Genomic DNA, 16,614 nt, shown 5'->3' on the forward strand with positions numbered 1-16,614 from the left:
CCCGAGCTGCAGCGGCGAAAGATGCAATGTCGAGTCGTCCGACAGCGAGAGATCCCAGCCGACCGGGGTCATGGAACCTCCGAGGCGGCCGATCGATGGTGGCTGCCGTCGGCATCCGTCACACAGCAGACCGCGTCCAAAATCGCGCGGTCACCGGCGTCGCGAAAAAAAATGGTCAGAGCCGCCCTGTAAGCCGGGTTCTGTTCCGCCGGGTCGTTGCCTTCCCGGCGGCGGCGAACATTCCTCTACGACCGACGTTGCCGCCGGCCTCCAGCGGGCTACCCGGGAGCGCGGCGGGCAACCGCATTGCTCCCCTATGTGCCCTTGCTCCGGGTGGGGCTTGCCGTGCCGCCCGTGTCACCACGGGCGCGGTGCGCTCTTACCGCACCGTTTCACCCTTGCCGGCTTTCGCCGGCGGTCTGTTCTCTGTGGCGCTGTCCCGCGAGTTGCCTCGGCTGGCCGTTGGCCAGCACCCTGCCCTGTGGAGCCCGGACTTTCCTCCCGCGCGTTTTGAAAGCGCCGGCGTCCGCCCGGGCGGCTCTGACCAGGACGAATTCTAACGCAAGGAGAGGGTCTCGGCTACGCTCGACGGATGAGCGCAGTCGTGGCCGCGGTCCTGATCGCCATCTCGCTTCGGCCGTCGCCGAGCGCCGTCGGATATTCGCTCCAGGCAGGCCGTTGCTTCGAGCAGGTCCCGCCGGGTGCCACCGCGCTGCGTTCGACGCTCGCCGTCGGGGCCTCGGCGCGCCTCTCCACCACCTTTCGCTTCTCCCGGCTGTGCGGCGGCCACGGCAACCGGGTTCCCTGCTCGGCGGCGCCTCTCCGGGTGACGGCGGCAGGCGGGCTGACCGTCGCTTCGGTGCGCGGCACGGACATCCAGATCAAGGCACGGACGGCGGGGGCCGGCGAGGTCGCCGTGCGCGCGCGCAAGAAGCAATTCCCGCCGCTTGCGCTCCATGCCGCCCTGCCTGTCGCGCTGATGGCGCGGGTGAGCTCGTTCGCAATCGCCTTCCCCGAGCTGCGCGCTCTGCGCATCGCGGAAGGCGGAAGCACGTCGGTGTGGCTGTACCCCGTCGACGAATCGCGATCGCCGCTGTGCGCGGGCGGCAAGCTCGCCGTGTCCGCGCCGGCGCTCGGGATCGCGACCGGTACGCAATGGGACATGGCGAAGCAGCGCGAGGTCCGCGGCGCCGGAGGACCCGGATGGTCGTTCCTCGATCTCGTGCTCGGGGCGCGGCACCTGTCGCTGCCGGTCGAGATCGTGCCGGCAGCCGCGATCGTCCGCCTCGAGCTCGAGCCGCACCCGACGCAAATGGAACCGATTCGAATCGCCGTCCGCGCCTGGGACGAGGTCGGCGAAGTCGTCGGCGCTCCGGTGAGGCTGTGGCTGCGCGGGGAGGGCTCTCTCGTCCAGCTCGGCCATTTCGACCGTCCGGTGGACGAGCTGGAAACGAACGAGGCGGAGGTCGCGATCCTCCCGTCGAGCCCGGGGGCGAAGATGATTCTCAGCGGGCAGCTCCCGAACGGCGTTACCGGACGAGCGGACCTGGTCGCGCCAGCAAGGTGATCACGCCATCTCCTCGTCGATGGCGCGGTTCGACATCTCGTCCGCCAGCGCATTCTCCTCGCGCGGAACGTGCTGCAGATCGAATCGATCGAAGCTGCGGAGCACGCGCAGCGCTTCGGCATGCAGCGGCTTCAGCCCCGCATGGCGGACGGCGTACTCGCCTTTGAGCTGACGGATCAAGAGCTGCGAATCGGCGCGGACCTCCACCTCGCGGTAACCCAGCTCGCGAGCGTGATTCAGGCCGAGGAGGAGCCCTTCATACTCGGCGACATTGTTTGTCTGCCTGCCCAGGTAGCGCCCGAGGCGCGCGATCACGTTGCCCGCGGAATCCGTCAGGACGGCCCCCGCGCCGGCCGGACCCGGGTTGCCGCGCGCCGCTCCGTCCGAATGGACGCGAATCGCGCGTCCTGCCCCACGGACTTTCGCTTCCGGCAATGGCAGCTTCTCCTGCTGGAGCTGGCGCGCCGCTCCGCGCAGCAGTTTCCGTGCGGCTTCCAGCGTCAGGCCGCGCAGCGCCGCGCAGGTCCTCTCCAGCGTCTCGTGCTCGGCGATCGCGAGCAGGAGCTGCGCGGGCGTGTAGACCACTTATACGTTGGCCGCCGCCTGCGGCTCCTCCGCGGCGTAGATGAACCGGTGGCAGTTGGGGCAGGTGAGGATCTCGTCGCCCAGGATCAGGTTGTTTGCCATCTGCGGCGGGATGTTCCGCTGACAGCCCTTGCAGGTGCCCGCGACGACGGGCACGACGGCGAGCCCGCCGCGCTGCTTGCGAATGCGCTCGTACTTGCTCACCAGCGAGCGATCGCACAGCTCGACGAGTCTTTGCCGCTCGGCCTCGAGCTCCGACATCCGTCCCTGCAGGCCATCGAGCACGCTCTTGATCTCGGCGCCTTCGCGCGTCACCACGCTTTCCTTCTCCCCCACCGCCTGCTCCGCGGCATCGACCTGCTTCTTGAGGTCTGCGTGCTCCAAGGCCAGCCGCTTGATCTCCTCGTCGGCGGTCTGGTTCGTCTTCTTGGCGATGTCGAGCTCGCGCGCCAGGGCCGCATATTCGCGCGGCGTCTTCAGCTCGTTCAGACGCGACTCCCACTTGCGCACCTTCTCCTTCTCCAGCTGGAGGAGCTGCTCGTTTTGCCGGCGGGCGCGCTCGTTGTCGGCGAGGCGTCCCCTCGTGGTGTCGAGATGGGCCCTGGCCTGGTTGCGCTCCGACTCGATCTGCCTGAGGCGGGCCGGGTGCTTTTCGGCTTCGGCGGAGAGCTCACGGATCTTGAGATCGACCTGCTGCAGTTCTTCGAGTGCCTTCAGCTTCTCTCGCGACAACGTTTGCCTCCCAAGCGGGCTTGCTTTTTCGCCCCTGCGCCGCGAGATGTCAATGTGGGCCCGGCAGGAGTCGAACCTGCATGCGACCGGTTATGAGCCGGATGCTCTGACCGTTGAGCTACGGGCCCGCGAGTGCACACAGAGTATCCCGGGCTGTGGCGTGCGCCCACCATGAAGGCGATACTGCGCAGGTGCGGACGCTCGCCTTGCTGGTCGCCCTCGTCCCTTCGCTCGCGTTCGCCGACGAAATCGATCTCTCCCGCGGAAGCCGCCGCGACCGCGGCGAGCCCGCCAAAGTGATCGTCCGCGCCGAAGCCGGAAACGAGTTTGCGCCGTACGGGTACCTCGGCGGATGCGTAAGCTACCTGCTCGATCCCAACGACGAGCTGGAGCTCGGCGGCGGCGGTGGCTTTCCCGGCCTGCAGCTCGGATTCGCCGTGCGGCGCCTCTTCGGCGAAGGCGAGCTGCGGCCCGTCGCGGAGCTGTTCCTGGCGGGCAACACGCGAGTCAACCGCGGCCTCGAGCAGGGATCTGCCCAGGTCAACGCCCAAGCGGCAGCCGCGACCAGCAGCCTCTGGACCGGTCTCGGTTTCGGGTTCGAGCAGCGCACCAGCCTGTTCAGCATCAACGTGGCCGGCGACATCATCTTCACCAGCACGAGCCTCTCCCCGCACTGGTCGGTGCACGGCGGACTCGGACTCGGATTCTAGGGCATCGTCAGATGCAGCTTGAACGTATAGTTCACTTCGATGGGCTCACCGTTGCGCATCGCCGGCGCATAGCGGCGTTGTTCGAGCGCTTGAATGACATTAGCCCCCATGTAAGGCAGGTCGCGAATGATCGCGCACCTGGTCACCCGTCCTTCGGTGGTGAGGGTACATCGGACGACCATCCATCCCTCGACCCCGGCATTCAACGCGTCCGCGGAATAGCAAGGATCCGAGCGCGTCACGGTCCGTGAGAGCGCCGCGAAAGATGCCGTCTGCCCCTCGGACGCGTACGAGCACGCTTCGCAAGGGCTTGTCGCTGACGGCATCGACGACCGTTCCAGCAATTCCACCACCCGCAGGTTCGGGGGGTGGACGGATGCCCGCGCACGCCATCGACGCGAGGAGAAACCAATAACAGAGAGGAAGGGCGCCTCGGGAACACATCTTCACGCCGTGACCGATATGACTGCGCTCAAGCGCCGCAAAGGCGCCTGCGCGGCAGCGCCTAATTCTCGACGAAGCTGCGCAGCCGCTTGGAGCGGCTCGGGTGCCGCAATTTCCGCAGCGCCTTGGCCTCGATCTGCCGGATGCGCTCGCGCGTCACCTCGAAGTCCTGTCCCACTTCCTCGAGGGTGTGGTCGGACTTCTCCCCGATGCCGAAGCGCATGCGGAGCACCTTCTCCTCGCGCGGCGTGAGCGTCGCCAGCACCTTCCGCGTCTGCTCCGCGAGGTTCATGTTGATCACCGCGTCGGAGGGCGAGGTGATGGCCTTGTCCTCGATGAAGTCGCCGAGGTGGCTGTCCTCCTCCTCGCCGATGGGAGTCTCCAGCGAGATGGGCTCCTTGGCGATCTTCAGGACCTTGCGCACCTTGTCGAGCGGGAGCTCCATCTTCTCCGCAATTTCCTCCGGAGTGGGCTCGCGGCCGATCTCCTGCACCAGGTAGCGCGAGGTGCGGATCAGCTTGTTGATCGTCTCGATCATGTGCACCGGGATGCGGATGGTGCGGGCCTGATCGGCGATGGCGCGGGTGATGGCTTGCCGGATCCACCAGGTGGCGTAGGTGGAGAACTTGTAGCCGCGCTTGTACTCGAACTTGTCGACCGCCTTCATCAGGCCGATGTTGCCCTCCTGGATCAGGTCGAGGAACTGCAGCCCGCGGTTCGTGTACTTCTTCGCGATCGACACCACCAGGCGCAGGTTGGCCTCGACCAGCTCGGCCTTGGCCTTCTCCGCCTTGCGCTCTCCGGCGATGATGGCGCCGTAGCTCCGCTTCAGCTCGTCGACCGGCAGCAGCGCCTCTTCCTCGACGCGCTTCACCTTCCGCGGGGCCGCCGCGATGGCGCGGGCCACCTCTCCCACTTCCTCCTCGGAGAGGCCCAGGATCTTCAATTTCTTGCGCGCAGCCAGGCCGCCCTTGCCCTCGTCCTCGGAATCGCGCAGCAGCCCCTTGAGCTCCCGGAGGCCGACGCCCAGGCGCTGCTCGATGTGCCGCATCTCGCGCTCGACCTGGTCGACGCGCTCGATCAGCTTCTTGAGGTTCTCGATGATGCGCTCGATCTGGCGCTTGTTCAGCTTCACCTCGGCGAGAGTCTCCGCCATCGACGCCTCGTTGCGGGCGATGGCGTCGCGGTACTCCTTGCGCTTGCCCTCGGAGACCTTGCGGGTCTTGGAGGTCATCAGCTCGGCGAAGTGCTCGTTCTCGCGGTCCAGGCGGCGGATCTTGTCGATCAGCTTCACCACCTGGTCGGTGCGACCCTGCTCGTCGAAGGTCTCGTCGTCCTCGTCCGGCGCGTCGCGGATCACTTCGCGCACGCGCATCTTGCCCTTCTTCAGCCGCTCGCCGATCTGGATGATCTCCTTGATCGCGATGCTGGAGTGGAGCACGGCGTCGAGCACTTCCTTCTCGCCGTCCTCGATGCGCTTGGCGATCTCCACCTCGCCCTCGCGGGTGAGCAAGGAGACCGAGCCCATCTTGCGCAGGTACATGCGCACCGGATCGTTGGATTTGGAGTATGCGTCCTCCTCCTCCTGCTCCGCCTTTTCCTGCGGGGTCGCTTGATCTTCCTCCTTCACCACTACCGGTTCCGGCTCGGGCGGCTTCGTCTCGGGAAGCTTGACCTTGTTGGCCTCGTCGACGATGGCGATGTCGTTGTCGCCGAACATCGACATCACGTCGTCGATCTGGTCGGAGGAGACGATGTCCGACGGCAGCGCGTCGTTGACCTCGTCGTAGGTGAGGAAGCCCTTGTCGCGCCCGAGTGCGAGCAGGTCCTTCACTTCCTTGCGCTCGGTGGCCTTGCTGCCCTTCTTGGCCGGCGCGAGATCCTCGTCGTCGTCCTCTTCGATGTCCGCCGCGACCTCGTCGTCGTCGCCTACGTCGGGAATGGCGGCGGCTTCGATCTCCGGCTCTTCGCCCTCCGCGACCTCTTCCCCTTCCGCCTCGTCGTCGCCCTTCGACGCCTTCTTCGCCTGCTTAGGCGCCTTGTCCTTCTCTCCCCGCTTCACCTTCGCGGCAGGCGATTCCGCCTTGCCCACGGCCTTCAGGTGCTTCTTCGGCTCCGGCGCAGCCTTCTTCTCGCGCTTGCCCCTCTTCGCCTCGGCTTTGGGGGCGCCGTGCTTCCGGCGGGCGGCTGCGGACTTCTTGTCGGCCATCTCGGTCAACTCCAGTGTGCTTCGGCGGTCGGGGGTCGGTGGAGAGTAATGGACGGTATGCCTTACCGCCCTTTTTTTTCGGATCGTTTCAAGCCCTTGGAACCCGTGGCGAAGCGCGCTGCTTCCGCTCCAGCGCCACGGTTTGCGCATGTTTTTTTAAAAGGCTGGATAGACGCTTTGCGTCAGTGTGGTCGCCTGCCTGCTCCATCTCTGCCAAGGCATCGAGGACCCGCTGCCTCAGCGAATCGGGCTCGACGGCGCGGATCGCAGTCTGGGCATCATGCCCCGAACAGACTGCGTCCGCGGCCTCGCGCAGCGAGGGATGCACGAAGTCGCCCACGCCGCCGGAGTGAGCCAGCTCGGGCGCCAGCGTGGGGTTGCGCACCAGCGCCGCGAGGATGACGAGCTCCGCTTTCAGCACCGAGAGCGGAAGCGGCTTCGCCGATTCGGCAGCGCGGGCCGGGGCCGCTTTCGTCGGCGACAGCGGCGCCTTTCCCGCGAGCGCACGGCGGATGGAGTCGGGTGGAGCGCCGACCATCTCCGCGACTTTCTCGACGTAGAGGTCGCGGGCGAGCGAGCTGGGCGCCGCCTGCACGATCCCCCGGACTGCATCGACGGCGCGCACACGCGACTCCACAGGCGCACCTTTCGGCAGCCGCCCCAGTGCCCGGTCGAGCAGGAACTCGAGCGAGGGTTGAGCGGCGGCGAGCAGGTCCCGGAAGCCCTGGATGCCCACGCGCAGGACCGTCTCGTCGGGATCCTCGCCGCCCGGCGGCACGAGTACCCGGGCAGCAACGGCCTGGGCTGCCGCGATCTCGGAAGCGCGCTGTGCCGCGCGCAGGCCTGCCGCGTCGCCGTCGAAGACGAAGACCAGCTCCTTCGCGCCCGCCTTCTTGACCAGCTCCAGGTGCTTCTCGGTGAGGGCGGTTCCACAGGTGGCAATGGCGGTGAGCACACCTGCCTGGTGCAAACCGATGGCGTCGAAGTAACCCTCGACGAAGACGGCCACCTCCTCGCGGCGGATGGCCTCCCGCGCGCGGTCCAGCGCGAACAGCGACTGTCCCTTCTGGTACAGCGGCGTGTCGGGGGAGTTGAGGTATTTCGCCTCGCTCTGACCCTCCAGGAGGCGGCCGCCGAACCCGACGATGCGGCCGCTCTCGCGGATGGGGATCAGCAGGCGTCCGCGGAAGCGATCGTAAAGGCCTGGACCCTTCTTGCGCGGCACGCCGAGGCCGGCCTCCTCGACGAGCGCAGGGTCGACTCCCTTGAGCGCGTGGGACTTCATAAGTGAGTCCCAGAGGTTAGGCGCGTAGCCCAGGCGCCACGCCTTGGCCGTGTCCTCGGTGATGCCGCGCTTGCGCAGGTGCTCGCGCGCGACTTCGCCCTTGGGATGCTCCCAAAGGACCCGCTCGTAGAAGGTGCACGCTTTCTCGTTCACCTCGCCGAGCGCTGCGCGCCGTGCCGAGCGGCGCGCTTCCTCCGGATCGGGTGGAGTCAGGTCGACGCCGGCCTCGCCTGCGAGCTGCTCGACGGCGTCGCGGAAGCTCCGTCCTTCCATCTGCATCACGAACTTGATCGCGTCTCCCGAGACGCCGCAGCCGAAGCAGTGGAACATCTTCTTGTCGGGGACGACATAGAAGCTGGAGGTCTTCTCCCCGTGAAAGGGGCAGAGGCCCTTCCAGTCGCGCCCGCTCTTCTTCAGCGGCACGCGCCGCTGCACGACGGCGACCAGGTCCACCCGGTCCCGCAGCTCCTGAAGCTTCTCGTCGGAAATGCTCGCCAACTGTCTCGCCGCCAGGATCATCTACCGCGTGGAATCGCACTCTACAGCCCGAACCGGGCAACGATCGCGCCCAAACATAGCCGCAAAGGCTACGCGCCGAGCTTGGACAAGGCGTTCTTCACCGCATCGCTGACGCGCTTGCCCTCGGCGCGTCCGGCGATCTTCGGCATCAGCGCCTTCATCACCGCTCCCATGTCCCGGGGACCCTTGGCGCCCGATGCCGCCACCGATTCTTGCACCAGCTCGGCGAGCTCCGCATCGGTCAGCTGGCGCGGCAGGTACCCCTCGAGGATGGTGATTTCCGCATTCTCGTTCTCGGCCAGCTCGGGCCGGCGGCCGGCAATGTACTGCGCGGCCGAGTCCTTGCGCTGCTTGATCATCGAGCCGATCACCCCGACCACGTCCCCGTCTTCGAGGGGCTGACCCTTCTCGATCTCGCGATACTTCATCTGGCTCTTGAGCATGCGCAGCGTGCCCAGCCTGCGCGCGTCCTTCGCGCGGGCGGCGGTCTTCATGTCCGCGTCAATTCGATCGGCCAGCATGTCCTTCTCGATCAAAAGCCCCGCGCGAACGCGTCGCGCAGGGCCCGGTACGGCGGGTGTGATCCAGAGGCGACAGGGCTACATCATGCCTTTTCGTGCCTTCTTCAGGGCGCGCTTCTTCGCCGCCAGCGCCTTCTTCTTGCGCTTGACGGACGGCTTCTCGTAGTGCTCGCGCTTCCTGATCTCGCTCAGGATGCCAGCTTTCTCGCACTGTTTCTTGAAGCGCTTCATCGCGTTCTCGAACGACTCCCCTTCCTTGACGCGCACGCCCGGCATTCTCCGAATCACCACCTTCTGGCCCGAAGGCCTCGATCGACGCGGAGGGACCCGCGCGAAAGCGGGGCAGTATATGCGCAGGCAGGGGACTGTCAAACCGCTGCCCGACAAGGTCCGGAGCGCTCAATCGCGCCGGGGCGTCGTTCCGCTCTCCCTGTCGCGCAGAAGCGCGACATGATCTCGATCTCCGTGCGCTTCTCGTGGAGCTGTGCATCGCGCTTCTCCAACTCGGACTCGAACTTGCGCAGCTGCTCGAGCAGCCGTTCCCGCTCGACTACCAGGCGAACGTTGACGAGGGCGATCCGGACTGAGCAACGCGCCGAGAAGCGCCACTGGGCGCCGCCGACGGTCCTTTCCAGCTCGTCGCGGTTCAGGGAAAAGGAGAGCCAGCCGAGCACCAGGAGCGGAAGTAGCCCGATGACGGCGAGTACCAGCCGATGCGCGTGCGAAAGCGGAAGCCTCTCTCCAGAATTGCCGTTCGACTATAAAAATCGCGGTCCAGGCGCAGCAACGCAGTCGATGTGGGGATGTGCGCGCGAGAGGCGCAACCCCCCACCCGCCGTCGATCTGGTGCATTTACAGCGGCTCTGTGACCGCCGCATACTGTCCAACCAACGCATGACCGAAGCGCGCGTGTCGGTGACGCTGCCGGAATACGAGACGGAGCTCGCCGCGAACCAGCGGACGGCGATGCGCTCCGCGGCCTTGCTTGCCGCGCCGATCCTCGTCCTCTTCACCCTGCTCGACCGCGCAACGGCCCCGCTGCTGTGGATTCCGCTGCTCGCGGCGCGGACGGCCGCAGCCGCCCTGCTCGGGCTCGTCGCCCGCTTCGCACACAGGCTTCCCTCCTCGTTCCCGCTGGCAGTGGTCTCCGTCGCGGTGATCTGCGCGACCATCGAGGCCGGTGTGTTCGCGACGGGCGGCGCGCAGAGCCCTTACCTGACGTCGAACATCGCCGTGCTCGCCGGCGTGGGCATCCTGATGCCCCTCACCGCGCCGCAGGCGGCGATCGTGCAGCTCGTCGGTCTTGGCATCGCCATCGTGCCGCTGCTCTTCGGCATGCAGCCCGGCGACGCGCTTCCCCTGCTCACGGCCGCTTCCTATCTCGTCACCGTCGCCCTGGTCGCGATCGCCGGCGCGCACCTGCAGGACGCGCTCCGGCGAAGAGAGCACCGGGCCCGTGTCGAAGTTGCGCGCCAGATCGGCCTCATCAACCTGGGAACGCTCGCGGGAGGCCTGGCGCACGAGCTGTCCACGCCGCTGACCTGGGTCAGCGTCGAGCTGGAAAGCCTTGAGATGGACCCGCTGGCCGCATCCGTGCGCGAGAAGGTGCTCGCGGCGCGGGCAGGGACCGCGCGCATGCGGGAAGTGCTCATCGCGATGCGGCAGGGCGCGCGATTCGCAGGCGGCGAGCTGCGCGAGGTGATGCTCTGCCACGAGATCGATCTGGCGCTCACCCTCGTCGCCCAGCGCATGCGCGCCGCCGGCGTGGCGCTCGAGCGCCAGTACGCGCCGGATGTCCCGCTCGTCTCCTGCCAGCCCACGCTCCTCGGGCAGGTGCTGGTCAATCTCTTGATCAACGCGCTCGATGCCATGCACCAGCAGCAGCACGCGCGCCTGATCGTGCGGGTCCGGGCGGACGGCGCTTTCGCGTTCGTCGAGGTCGAGGACTCCGGTCCCGGGATTCCCGCGGAGCTGAGGACGCGGATCTTCGAGCCGTTCTTCAGCACGAAGGGAGAGAGCGGGAACGGGTTGGGGCTCTGGATCTCCTCGGAGATCGCGCGCATGCACGGCGGGGAGCTGGCCGCGCTGCCCGGAGCTCGGGGAGCGCTGTTCCGCCTTTCGTTCCCGCTGCCGCCGAGCGCGGTGACCTCCGCGCCCCGATCGTAGAGCCTACGCCGTGCCGGTCTCGGACTTCGGCGGCGCCGAAGGCTGCTTCTGCGGCGCGTGCGCCCGGTTCACCCGGTCGCGCAGCTCCTTGCCGGTGCGGAAGAGGATGCCCCGCTTCGGCTTGACGGGGATCACTTCTCCCGTCTTGGGGTTACGCCCGTTGTACCCCTGGTAGTTCTTGACGTGGAATGCGCCAAGACCGCGAATTTCGATGTTATCGCCCTTGCAGAGGGCCGCTTTCATCGACTCGAAGATCGTCTCGATGGTGAGCTCAGCCTGCTTTTGCGTGAGCTGGCGCTTTGCCACCAGAATGGCGATCAGATCGCTCTTCAGCATGCATGCACTCCGCGAGGTCCGGCGGTCGAAAACGTTCGACGGATGGGAACGTTACATGAACGGGGCGGGCGCGGGCAAGCGCCGGAACGCAGGAAAATCAGGCAGGCTTGTGCGCACTTTGCCCCACCCCAAGCGGGCGAGGCTCCGGCGTCGAGACGCCCTCGACAGGCGCCGCCTCGAAGAGCCGCACGAGCGATTCGAGCGATTCGCCCAAGGCGGCAGCCGCGGCTCCGTCCGCACGCGTCAAAGATCGTTGGATGGCGAGGCCGACTTCATCCTCGATGTTCTGGGCGGGGAACCGCAAGGAGGCGCGGCCGGCAGCGCGCACTTCGGCGAGCGTGATGCGCGAGGGATCGCGCGACAGCAGCCATCCGCCCTGCTTCGCCTCCACGGCGAGCCCTGCGTCAGCCAGCGCCGCCAGCCCCTCCCGTACGAGGCGCGACGACGCTCCGAGCTCGCGAACGAGCGCCTGCACCCGGACGGGCGCGCCCCGCTCGCGATGGAGCTGCGCGAGCGCGACGATCGAGCGCATGACGAACGCCTCCCGGGCCAGCGCCGCCTGCAGCGCGGGATGTGGCTCCGGCTTGCGCGAGGCATCGAGCGCATAGCAGAGGCGGCACCCGATCAGCGCGATGAACCAGGAGATGTAGATCCAGGTCAGCGTGATGGGAAGGACGGCCACCGAACCGTAGATGCGGTGGACCTGTACCATCCGACCCGACGCCCAGGCGAAGAGGAACTTCGCCACCTCCCAGGCGCTGCCGGCGACGAACGCGGCGAGCAGCGCCGAGCGCAGGCGGACGCGGGCGTTGGGGATCACCTTGTAGAGAAACGCAAGCGCCGCGTACGTGATGGCGATCGAGGAAAGCGCCGCCAGCACGTGCAACACCTCGCTGTGGTTCGGGTGGTTGTGCGCGCCGTGCGTCTCCTGCATCCGGGAGATGGTCCAGGTCACGTAGATGGAGAGCGTGAGGAAGATCGGCCCGAGCGTGAGGAAGGACCAGTACTTGAGCAATCGCTGGACGGGAGAGCGCGGCTTCCTTACCGCGTAGATGTGGTTGAACGCGCTCTCGATGTTCCAGAGCAGCGAGAGGACCGAGACGAGCAGCACCGCAAAGCCGATGGCGCCCAGCGTTTTCACCGTGGCCTTGCTGGTGAAGGTGGTCAGCGCGCCGGCAATGGCGGCGCCGGCACCGATGCCGAGCTGCGAATTGACGTAGCCCTGCACCCGGTCGTGGATCTGCGCCTCGCCCGTGAAGAGGTCGACGACGCTGTAGAGCACGGCGAGGAGCGGCACCAAGGCAAACAGGGTCAGATAGGTGAGCGCCGCCGCGCGCAGCGAGATGACCTCGCCCCGGAACCCGCGGCCGACGAGCACCAGCGCGCGGACGAGCCGCCGCACCGCCGGGAACGAGTGCGCCCGTTCACGAAACGCCAGGAAACGGGCTGTGAGGGGGCGGGTCAGTCGCCCACCTTCACCGCCGGCGGCTCCTGCGAACGGGCTTCTGCCGCCGCCGGTTGATCCGGACGCGTCTGCGAGCCGCGATTACCCTCACGCCGGCCGCCGTCGCGCCGTCCCTGGCCGCGCTGGGCCTGCTGCAGATCGGGGCGGCTCCACTTCGCGTGCAGATCGTACTGCTCGAGGTGGTACTGCGGCTGCGGGCGGACGGTGATGCTCTTGTTGAGCTTCATCATCAACAGGCGCATCGCTTCGCGCTCCGGCCCCTGCAGCAGCTTCGCCACATCGGGGTGGCAGGAGACCACCAACTGGTCCTCGCGGTGCTTGCCGGCGGCGCGCTGGACCTCGCGCATGATGTCGTACGCCATCGTCGTCTTGCTGCGGACGTGGCCGCGGCCGTCGCAGGTGGGGCAGATCTCGGTCGTCAGCCGGGTGATGCTCTCGCGGACGCGCTTGCGCGTCATCTCCACCAGGCCGATGTCGCTGATCTTGAGGACGTTCGTCTTCGCACGGTCGACGGCCAGCGCTTCCTGGAGGGTCTTGAACACCTTCTCCCGGTTGGCGCCTTTGTCCATGTCGATGAAGTCGATGATGATGATGCCGCCGATGTTGCGCAGGCGGAGCTGGTACACGATCTCCTTGGCCGCCTCGCAGTTGATCTTGGTGATGGTGTCCTCGAGCGACGCGCCGGCGCCCTTCTTGCCGACATAGCGTCCCGAGTTCACGTCGATGGCGACCAGCGCCTCCGTCTGGTCGATGATGATGTAGCCTCCGCTCTTCAGCCAGACCTTGCGGTTCTGCGCGCGGACCAGCTCCTGCTCGATGCCGAACTCGTCGAAGATGGGCTCCTCGCCGCCGTACAGCTCGATGCGCTCCTTCAGCTCGGGAGCCGCCTGCTCGACGAAGGCCCGCACCCGCTCGAACTCGGAACGGTCGTCGATCACCAGCTTCTCCACCTCGTCGGAGAAGAGGTCGCGGATGCTGCGCAGGATCAGGTCGAGGTCGGGGTGCACGCAGGCGGGAGCCTTCATCGACTCGCGCTTCTTGCCCACCTCGTTCCAGAGCCCGAGGAGGAACTTGATGTCCGCCGTCAGCTTTTCGCTCGGCTCGTTCTCGGCGACGGTGCGGACGATGAATCCGGTGCCCGGCGGCCGGTAGCGATCGACCAGCTCGCGCAGTCGCCGCCGCTCCTTCTCGTTCTCGATGCGGCGGGAGATGCCGACGTGATCGACTGTCGGCATGAAGACCAGGTGCCGGCCCGGAAGCGAGATGTGGCAGGTGATGCGGGCGCCCTTGGTGCCGATGGGGTCCTTCACCACCTGGACGAGGACCTCGTCGCCTTCCTTGAGCAGGTCCTGGATCTGCGCGCGGTGCTTGCCGTTGCCGTTGCGCTTGTCGCCGTTGCCGCCTCGGCGTTCCTGGCTCTGCCAGGGCTTGCCATTTTCCTGCCGGCGCTCGCCTTTTGGCTGCTCGGGACGCGCGCTCTCGCCCCCTCTGCGCCGACCGCGGCCTCCGCGGCGCCGCCCCCGTCTGCCTTCGCGCGCGGCTGGACGCTGTTCCGCAGGAAGCCCACGGGCTCCCGCTTCCGGTGGCGGAGTCGCCGCCTGTTGCTGCGCGGCCTCCGCAGCAGGCTCGCCGCCAGGCGGCGGTTCGGAGGCCTTGGCCTGCTCCGCCGCCAGCACCTCCTCCGCGGCAGCGTGTGCGGCGTCGGCCTCGTCCAGCTCCTCGTCGTCGTCCTCTTCTTCGTCGTCGAGTGCGTCGTCGGGATGCAGGTCGACGATGTCGGCGGGCTCCGCCGTCTGCGCACCGGCCGCGGCTTCCGCGGGAACAGGCTCCGGCGAGGGCGTGGCGACCTCGGCTGGCTCCTGCGTCGCCGGTGCAGGCGCCTCCTGCGCCGGCTCGGGGACCGCGGCCACTTCGGCGACGGACGGCGGGCTCTCGGCCGCTTGCGGAAGCGGCTCGTCGGACGGCTCGGGCAGGTCGTCGGCCTCGAGGGGATCGCCCTCGACGGCGCCTGCCTTGATGTCCATTTCCTCGGAGAAGCCGGGGAAGGTGGGGTCGGAAACGATGTCGCCGACGTAGAGGAAGGCTGCCTTGTCGAGGCCGATGTCGACGAACGCGGCCTGCATGCCGGGGAGCACCCGGACTACCCTTCCTTTATAGATGTTCCCGACTATTCCTTTCTCGTTCTTCCGCTCCAGGTAGTACTCAGAGATCGTCCCTTGCTCGATCAGCGCCACCCGGGTCTCCTGACCCGAGGCGTTGATCACGAGGATGTTGGACATCGAAAGATCCTTCTGGCGCGGTCGCGCGGATATCGCGCGACGGCGGCGGGGCGCCCGTGGGGCGCCGCTTCGTGAAACCGGAGAGTGAACCTGGCAGGGCCACCCAGCCTCGCTCATGGCGCCGGAAGCGTCGGAGGTGCGCGGCTGCGCGCCGCCCCCGCCGCCGAAGGCGCATTGAGGCTTCGGCGGCTGTAAAAACTACCACCGAAGCAGACAAGGCACAGGGTAGCATCCGGTTTCCCGAGTCGCAAGAACCGAGCGCGTGCAGGGCGGGATTTGCCACGGAAAAACAGCGGGGCGGCGCCCTGTCCTAGCGCGCCGCCCACCCCCCAAAGAAGGGTCGTTACGGGGAGTTGACGTTCCCCAGTGGCGCCACGGTTCAGCGCCTGTACGTCAGGGGATCGAGATCGTAGCGGCGCAGCCAGCGTTGAACCTGGGTGCGCGCCTTGCCCATCGCCTTGGCGACCGAGGTGACGTTGCCGCCGTGCTCACGGAGCAAGGAGACGATCTGCTCGCGACGTGCCCGGTCGTCGGCAGAAAGCTGAGCTTCCGACGGGCGGACAGGCGCGGCGGGCGCCGCGGTCACGGATGGCGGAAGATGTTCGAGCTCGACCACTCCATCCTCCGCGAGGACCGAGGCTCGGGAGAGACACTTCTCCAGCTCGCGGATGTTGCCGGGCCAGGAATGACGCAGCATCGCGCGACCCGCTTCGGGCGTGAACGTGAGCTTGCCGGCATCGATGCGCCGCAGCAGCCGGGAAAGCAGCAGGCCGAAGTCCTCTCGCCGCTCGCGCAGCGGCGAGAGGTTCACGGTGAACCCGCACAACCGCATCAACAGATCGTTGCGGAACTTTTCCTGCGCGACCAGGCCCGGCAGGTCGCGATGCGTCGCGGCGATGACACGCACGTCCACCTTGGTGGGCCGGGTTCCACCGACCGGCATCACCTCTTCCTCCTGCAGTACGCGCAGGAGCGTCGCTTGCGCCGGCAGCGGAAGGTCGCCGATCTCATCGAGCAGCAGCGTCCCGCCCTCCGCGCTGCGGATCAGTCCCGGGCGGTCTTCCATGGCGCCGGAGAAGGCGCCCTTGCGGTAGCCGAACATCTCCGATTCCACGAGCGTCGCTGGCAGGGCGCCGCAGTTCACTGGAAGGAACGGACCGGAGCGGCCGGAGAGTTGGTGGATCGCCGACGCGATGACCTCCTTGCCGGTACCGGTTTCCCCCTGCAGGAGCACCGGGAGGCGAGACTTCGCGACGGTGCGGACGCGCTCGAGCTCGTTGGCGAACGAGGGGACAAGGCTTTCCAGGCCTGGGGTCGGCGTTTCCAGTGCCGTCGCCTCGAGCACGTTTCCGGCCTGCGGCAATGCGGTGCGGAAGATGAAAAAGGTCTGCCCCGCCTCGATCAGTGCGCCATCCGCGATTCCGATCCGATCGACGCGCGAACCATCCAGCAAGGTCCCGTTGCGGGACTTGAGATCTTCGAGCACCCACTCGCCCAGCACGCGCGAGATGCGCAGATGCTGGCCGGAGACGCGTACGTCGGGGACGTCGACCCGGAGGGCGGACTGCTCGGCGCGGACCGCGAGCGCCGACCCACGGCCGACCGTCACTTCGTCGGCGCGGCCGAGGCAGATCCGCGCGGCGCCCTCGAGCGGGCGGTCGCACCGCAGCGCGACGAACAAGTAGGGAGCGTCGCCTCGCCGCGGTTTGGCGACGTGGTTTCCGGTCTGGGTCCCGGGGCGCGTGCGATCCACGGCGCCAGTCTGCCAGAATCAGCGGCGAACAGCTTGCCGCCGG

14 protein-coding genes, 1 tRNA gene and 1 other RNA gene are annotated in these 16,614 nt (G+C 67.5%); 3 read left to right on the forward strand and 13 right to left on the reverse strand.

Annotated features, from left to right (window positions below):
- Nucleotides 1-173 precede the first annotated feature (173 nt).
- Nucleotides 174-542, reverse strand: an RNA gene (gene rnpB, locus E6J58_13165) — RNase P RNA component class A.
- 50 nt (nt 543-592) lie between these two features.
- On the opposite strand from rnpB, the gene E6J58_13170 reads away from it, so the two are divergent.
- The gene (locus E6J58_13170) at nt 593-1,567 is read left to right on the forward strand and encodes a hypothetical protein (GenBank protein ID TMB36667.1); all 975 of its coding nucleotides are present in this window, start codon (nt 593-595) and stop codon (nt 1,565-1,567) included.
- On the opposite strand, the gene E6J58_13175 is transcribed toward E6J58_13170, so the two are convergent.
- The 3 genes from E6J58_13175 to E6J58_13185 form a co-directional block, all read right to left on the reverse strand.
- On the reverse strand, nt 1,568-2,152 hold the full coding sequence (locus E6J58_13175) for a ribonuclease HI family protein (protein ID TMB36668.1): 585 nt from the start codon (nt 2,150-2,152) through the stop codon (nt 1,568-1,570).
- Nucleotides 2,153-2,884, reverse strand: a complete 732-nt coding sequence (locus tag E6J58_13180) for a hypothetical protein (GenBank protein ID TMB36669.1) — start codon at nt 2,882-2,884, stop codon at nt 2,153-2,155. It lies immediately after the preceding gene.
- Nucleotides 2,885-2,939: 55 nt separating this feature from the next.
- Nucleotides 2,940-3,012, reverse strand: a tRNA-Met gene (locus E6J58_13185).
- A 63-nt stretch (nt 3,013-3,075) separates the two neighbouring features.
- Between E6J58_13185 and E6J58_13190 the strand changes: the two genes are divergently transcribed.
- A complete protein-coding gene (locus E6J58_13190) occupies nt 3,076-3,594 on the forward strand; it encodes a hypothetical protein (protein ID TMB36670.1) in 519 nt (172 codons plus the stop codon).
- Here the strand turns inward: E6J58_13190 and E6J58_13195 are convergent.
- From E6J58_13195 to E6J58_13215, 5 genes are all read right to left on the reverse strand, one after another.
- Complete coding sequence (locus E6J58_13195; protein TMB36671.1) at nt 3,591-3,944, reverse strand: energy transducer TonB; 354 nt, start codon at nt 3,942-3,944, stop codon at nt 3,591-3,593. The genes E6J58_13190 and E6J58_13195 overlap by 4 nt on opposite strands.
- A 155-nt stretch (nt 3,945-4,099) precedes the next feature.
- Nucleotides 4,100-6,247 carry an RNA polymerase sigma factor RpoD gene (gene rpoD, locus E6J58_13200; GenBank protein TMB36672.1) on the reverse strand — a complete coding sequence of 716 codons (2,148 nt, stop codon included), beginning with the start codon at nt 6,245-6,247 and terminating at the stop codon, nt 4,100-4,102.
- Nucleotides 6,248-6,335: 88 nt separating this feature from the next.
- Nucleotides 6,336-8,051: a DNA primase gene (gene dnaG / locus E6J58_13205; GenBank protein TMB36673.1), complete on the reverse strand. Its 1,716-nt coding sequence runs from the start codon at nt 8,049-8,051 to the stop codon at nt 6,336-6,338.
- Nucleotides 8,052-8,119: 68 nt separating this feature from the next.
- Nucleotides 8,120-8,572, reverse strand: coding sequence for a GatB/YqeY domain-containing protein (locus E6J58_13210; protein TMB36674.1), 453 nt, complete (start codon nt 8,570-8,572; stop codon nt 8,120-8,122).
- A 78-nt stretch (nt 8,573-8,650) separates the two neighbouring features.
- On the reverse strand, nt 8,651-8,848 hold the full coding sequence (locus tag E6J58_13215) for a 30S ribosomal protein S21 (GenBank protein ID TMB36675.1): 198 nt from the start codon (nt 8,846-8,848) through the stop codon (nt 8,651-8,653).
- 174 nt (nt 8,849-9,022) lie between these two features.
- On the opposite strand from E6J58_13215, the gene E6J58_13220 reads away from it, so the two are divergent.
- Nucleotides 9,023-10,738 (forward strand): HAMP domain-containing histidine kinase, encoded by a 1,716-nt coding sequence (locus E6J58_13220; protein TMB36676.1) that lies wholly within the window; start codon nt 9,023-9,025, stop codon nt 10,736-10,738.
- Nucleotides 10,739-10,741: 3 nt separating this feature from the next.
- Here the strand turns inward: E6J58_13220 and E6J58_13225 are convergent, their stop codons facing one another.
- The 4 genes from E6J58_13225 to E6J58_13240 form a co-directional block, all read right to left on the reverse strand.
- The gene (locus E6J58_13225; GenBank protein ID TMB36677.1) at nt 10,742-11,074 is read right to left on the reverse strand and encodes an integration host factor subunit beta; all 333 of its coding nucleotides are present in this window, start codon (nt 11,072-11,074) and stop codon (nt 10,742-10,744) included.
- A gap of 97 nt (nt 11,075-11,171) precedes the next feature.
- A complete protein-coding gene (locus E6J58_13230; GenBank protein TMB36678.1) occupies nt 11,172-12,476 on the reverse strand; it encodes a YihY/virulence factor BrkB family protein in 1,305 nt (434 codons plus the stop codon).
- A 59-nt stretch (nt 12,477-12,535) separates the two neighbouring features.
- A complete protein-coding gene (locus E6J58_13235; GenBank protein ID TMB36679.1) occupies nt 12,536-14,818 on the reverse strand; it encodes an Rne/Rng family ribonuclease in 2,283 nt (760 codons plus the stop codon).
- 379 nt (nt 14,819-15,197) lie between these two features.
- Nucleotides 15,198-16,571, reverse strand: coding sequence for an FHA domain-containing protein (locus E6J58_13240; protein ID TMB36680.1), 1,374 nt, complete (start codon nt 16,569-16,571; stop codon nt 15,198-15,200).
- Between the last annotated feature and the right edge of the window lie 43 nt (nt 16,572-16,614).

The organism is Deltaproteobacteria bacterium, assembly GCA_005879535.1.
Lineage (GTDB): Bacteria > Myxococcota > Myxococcia > Myxococcales > 40CM-4-68-19 > 40CM-4-68-19.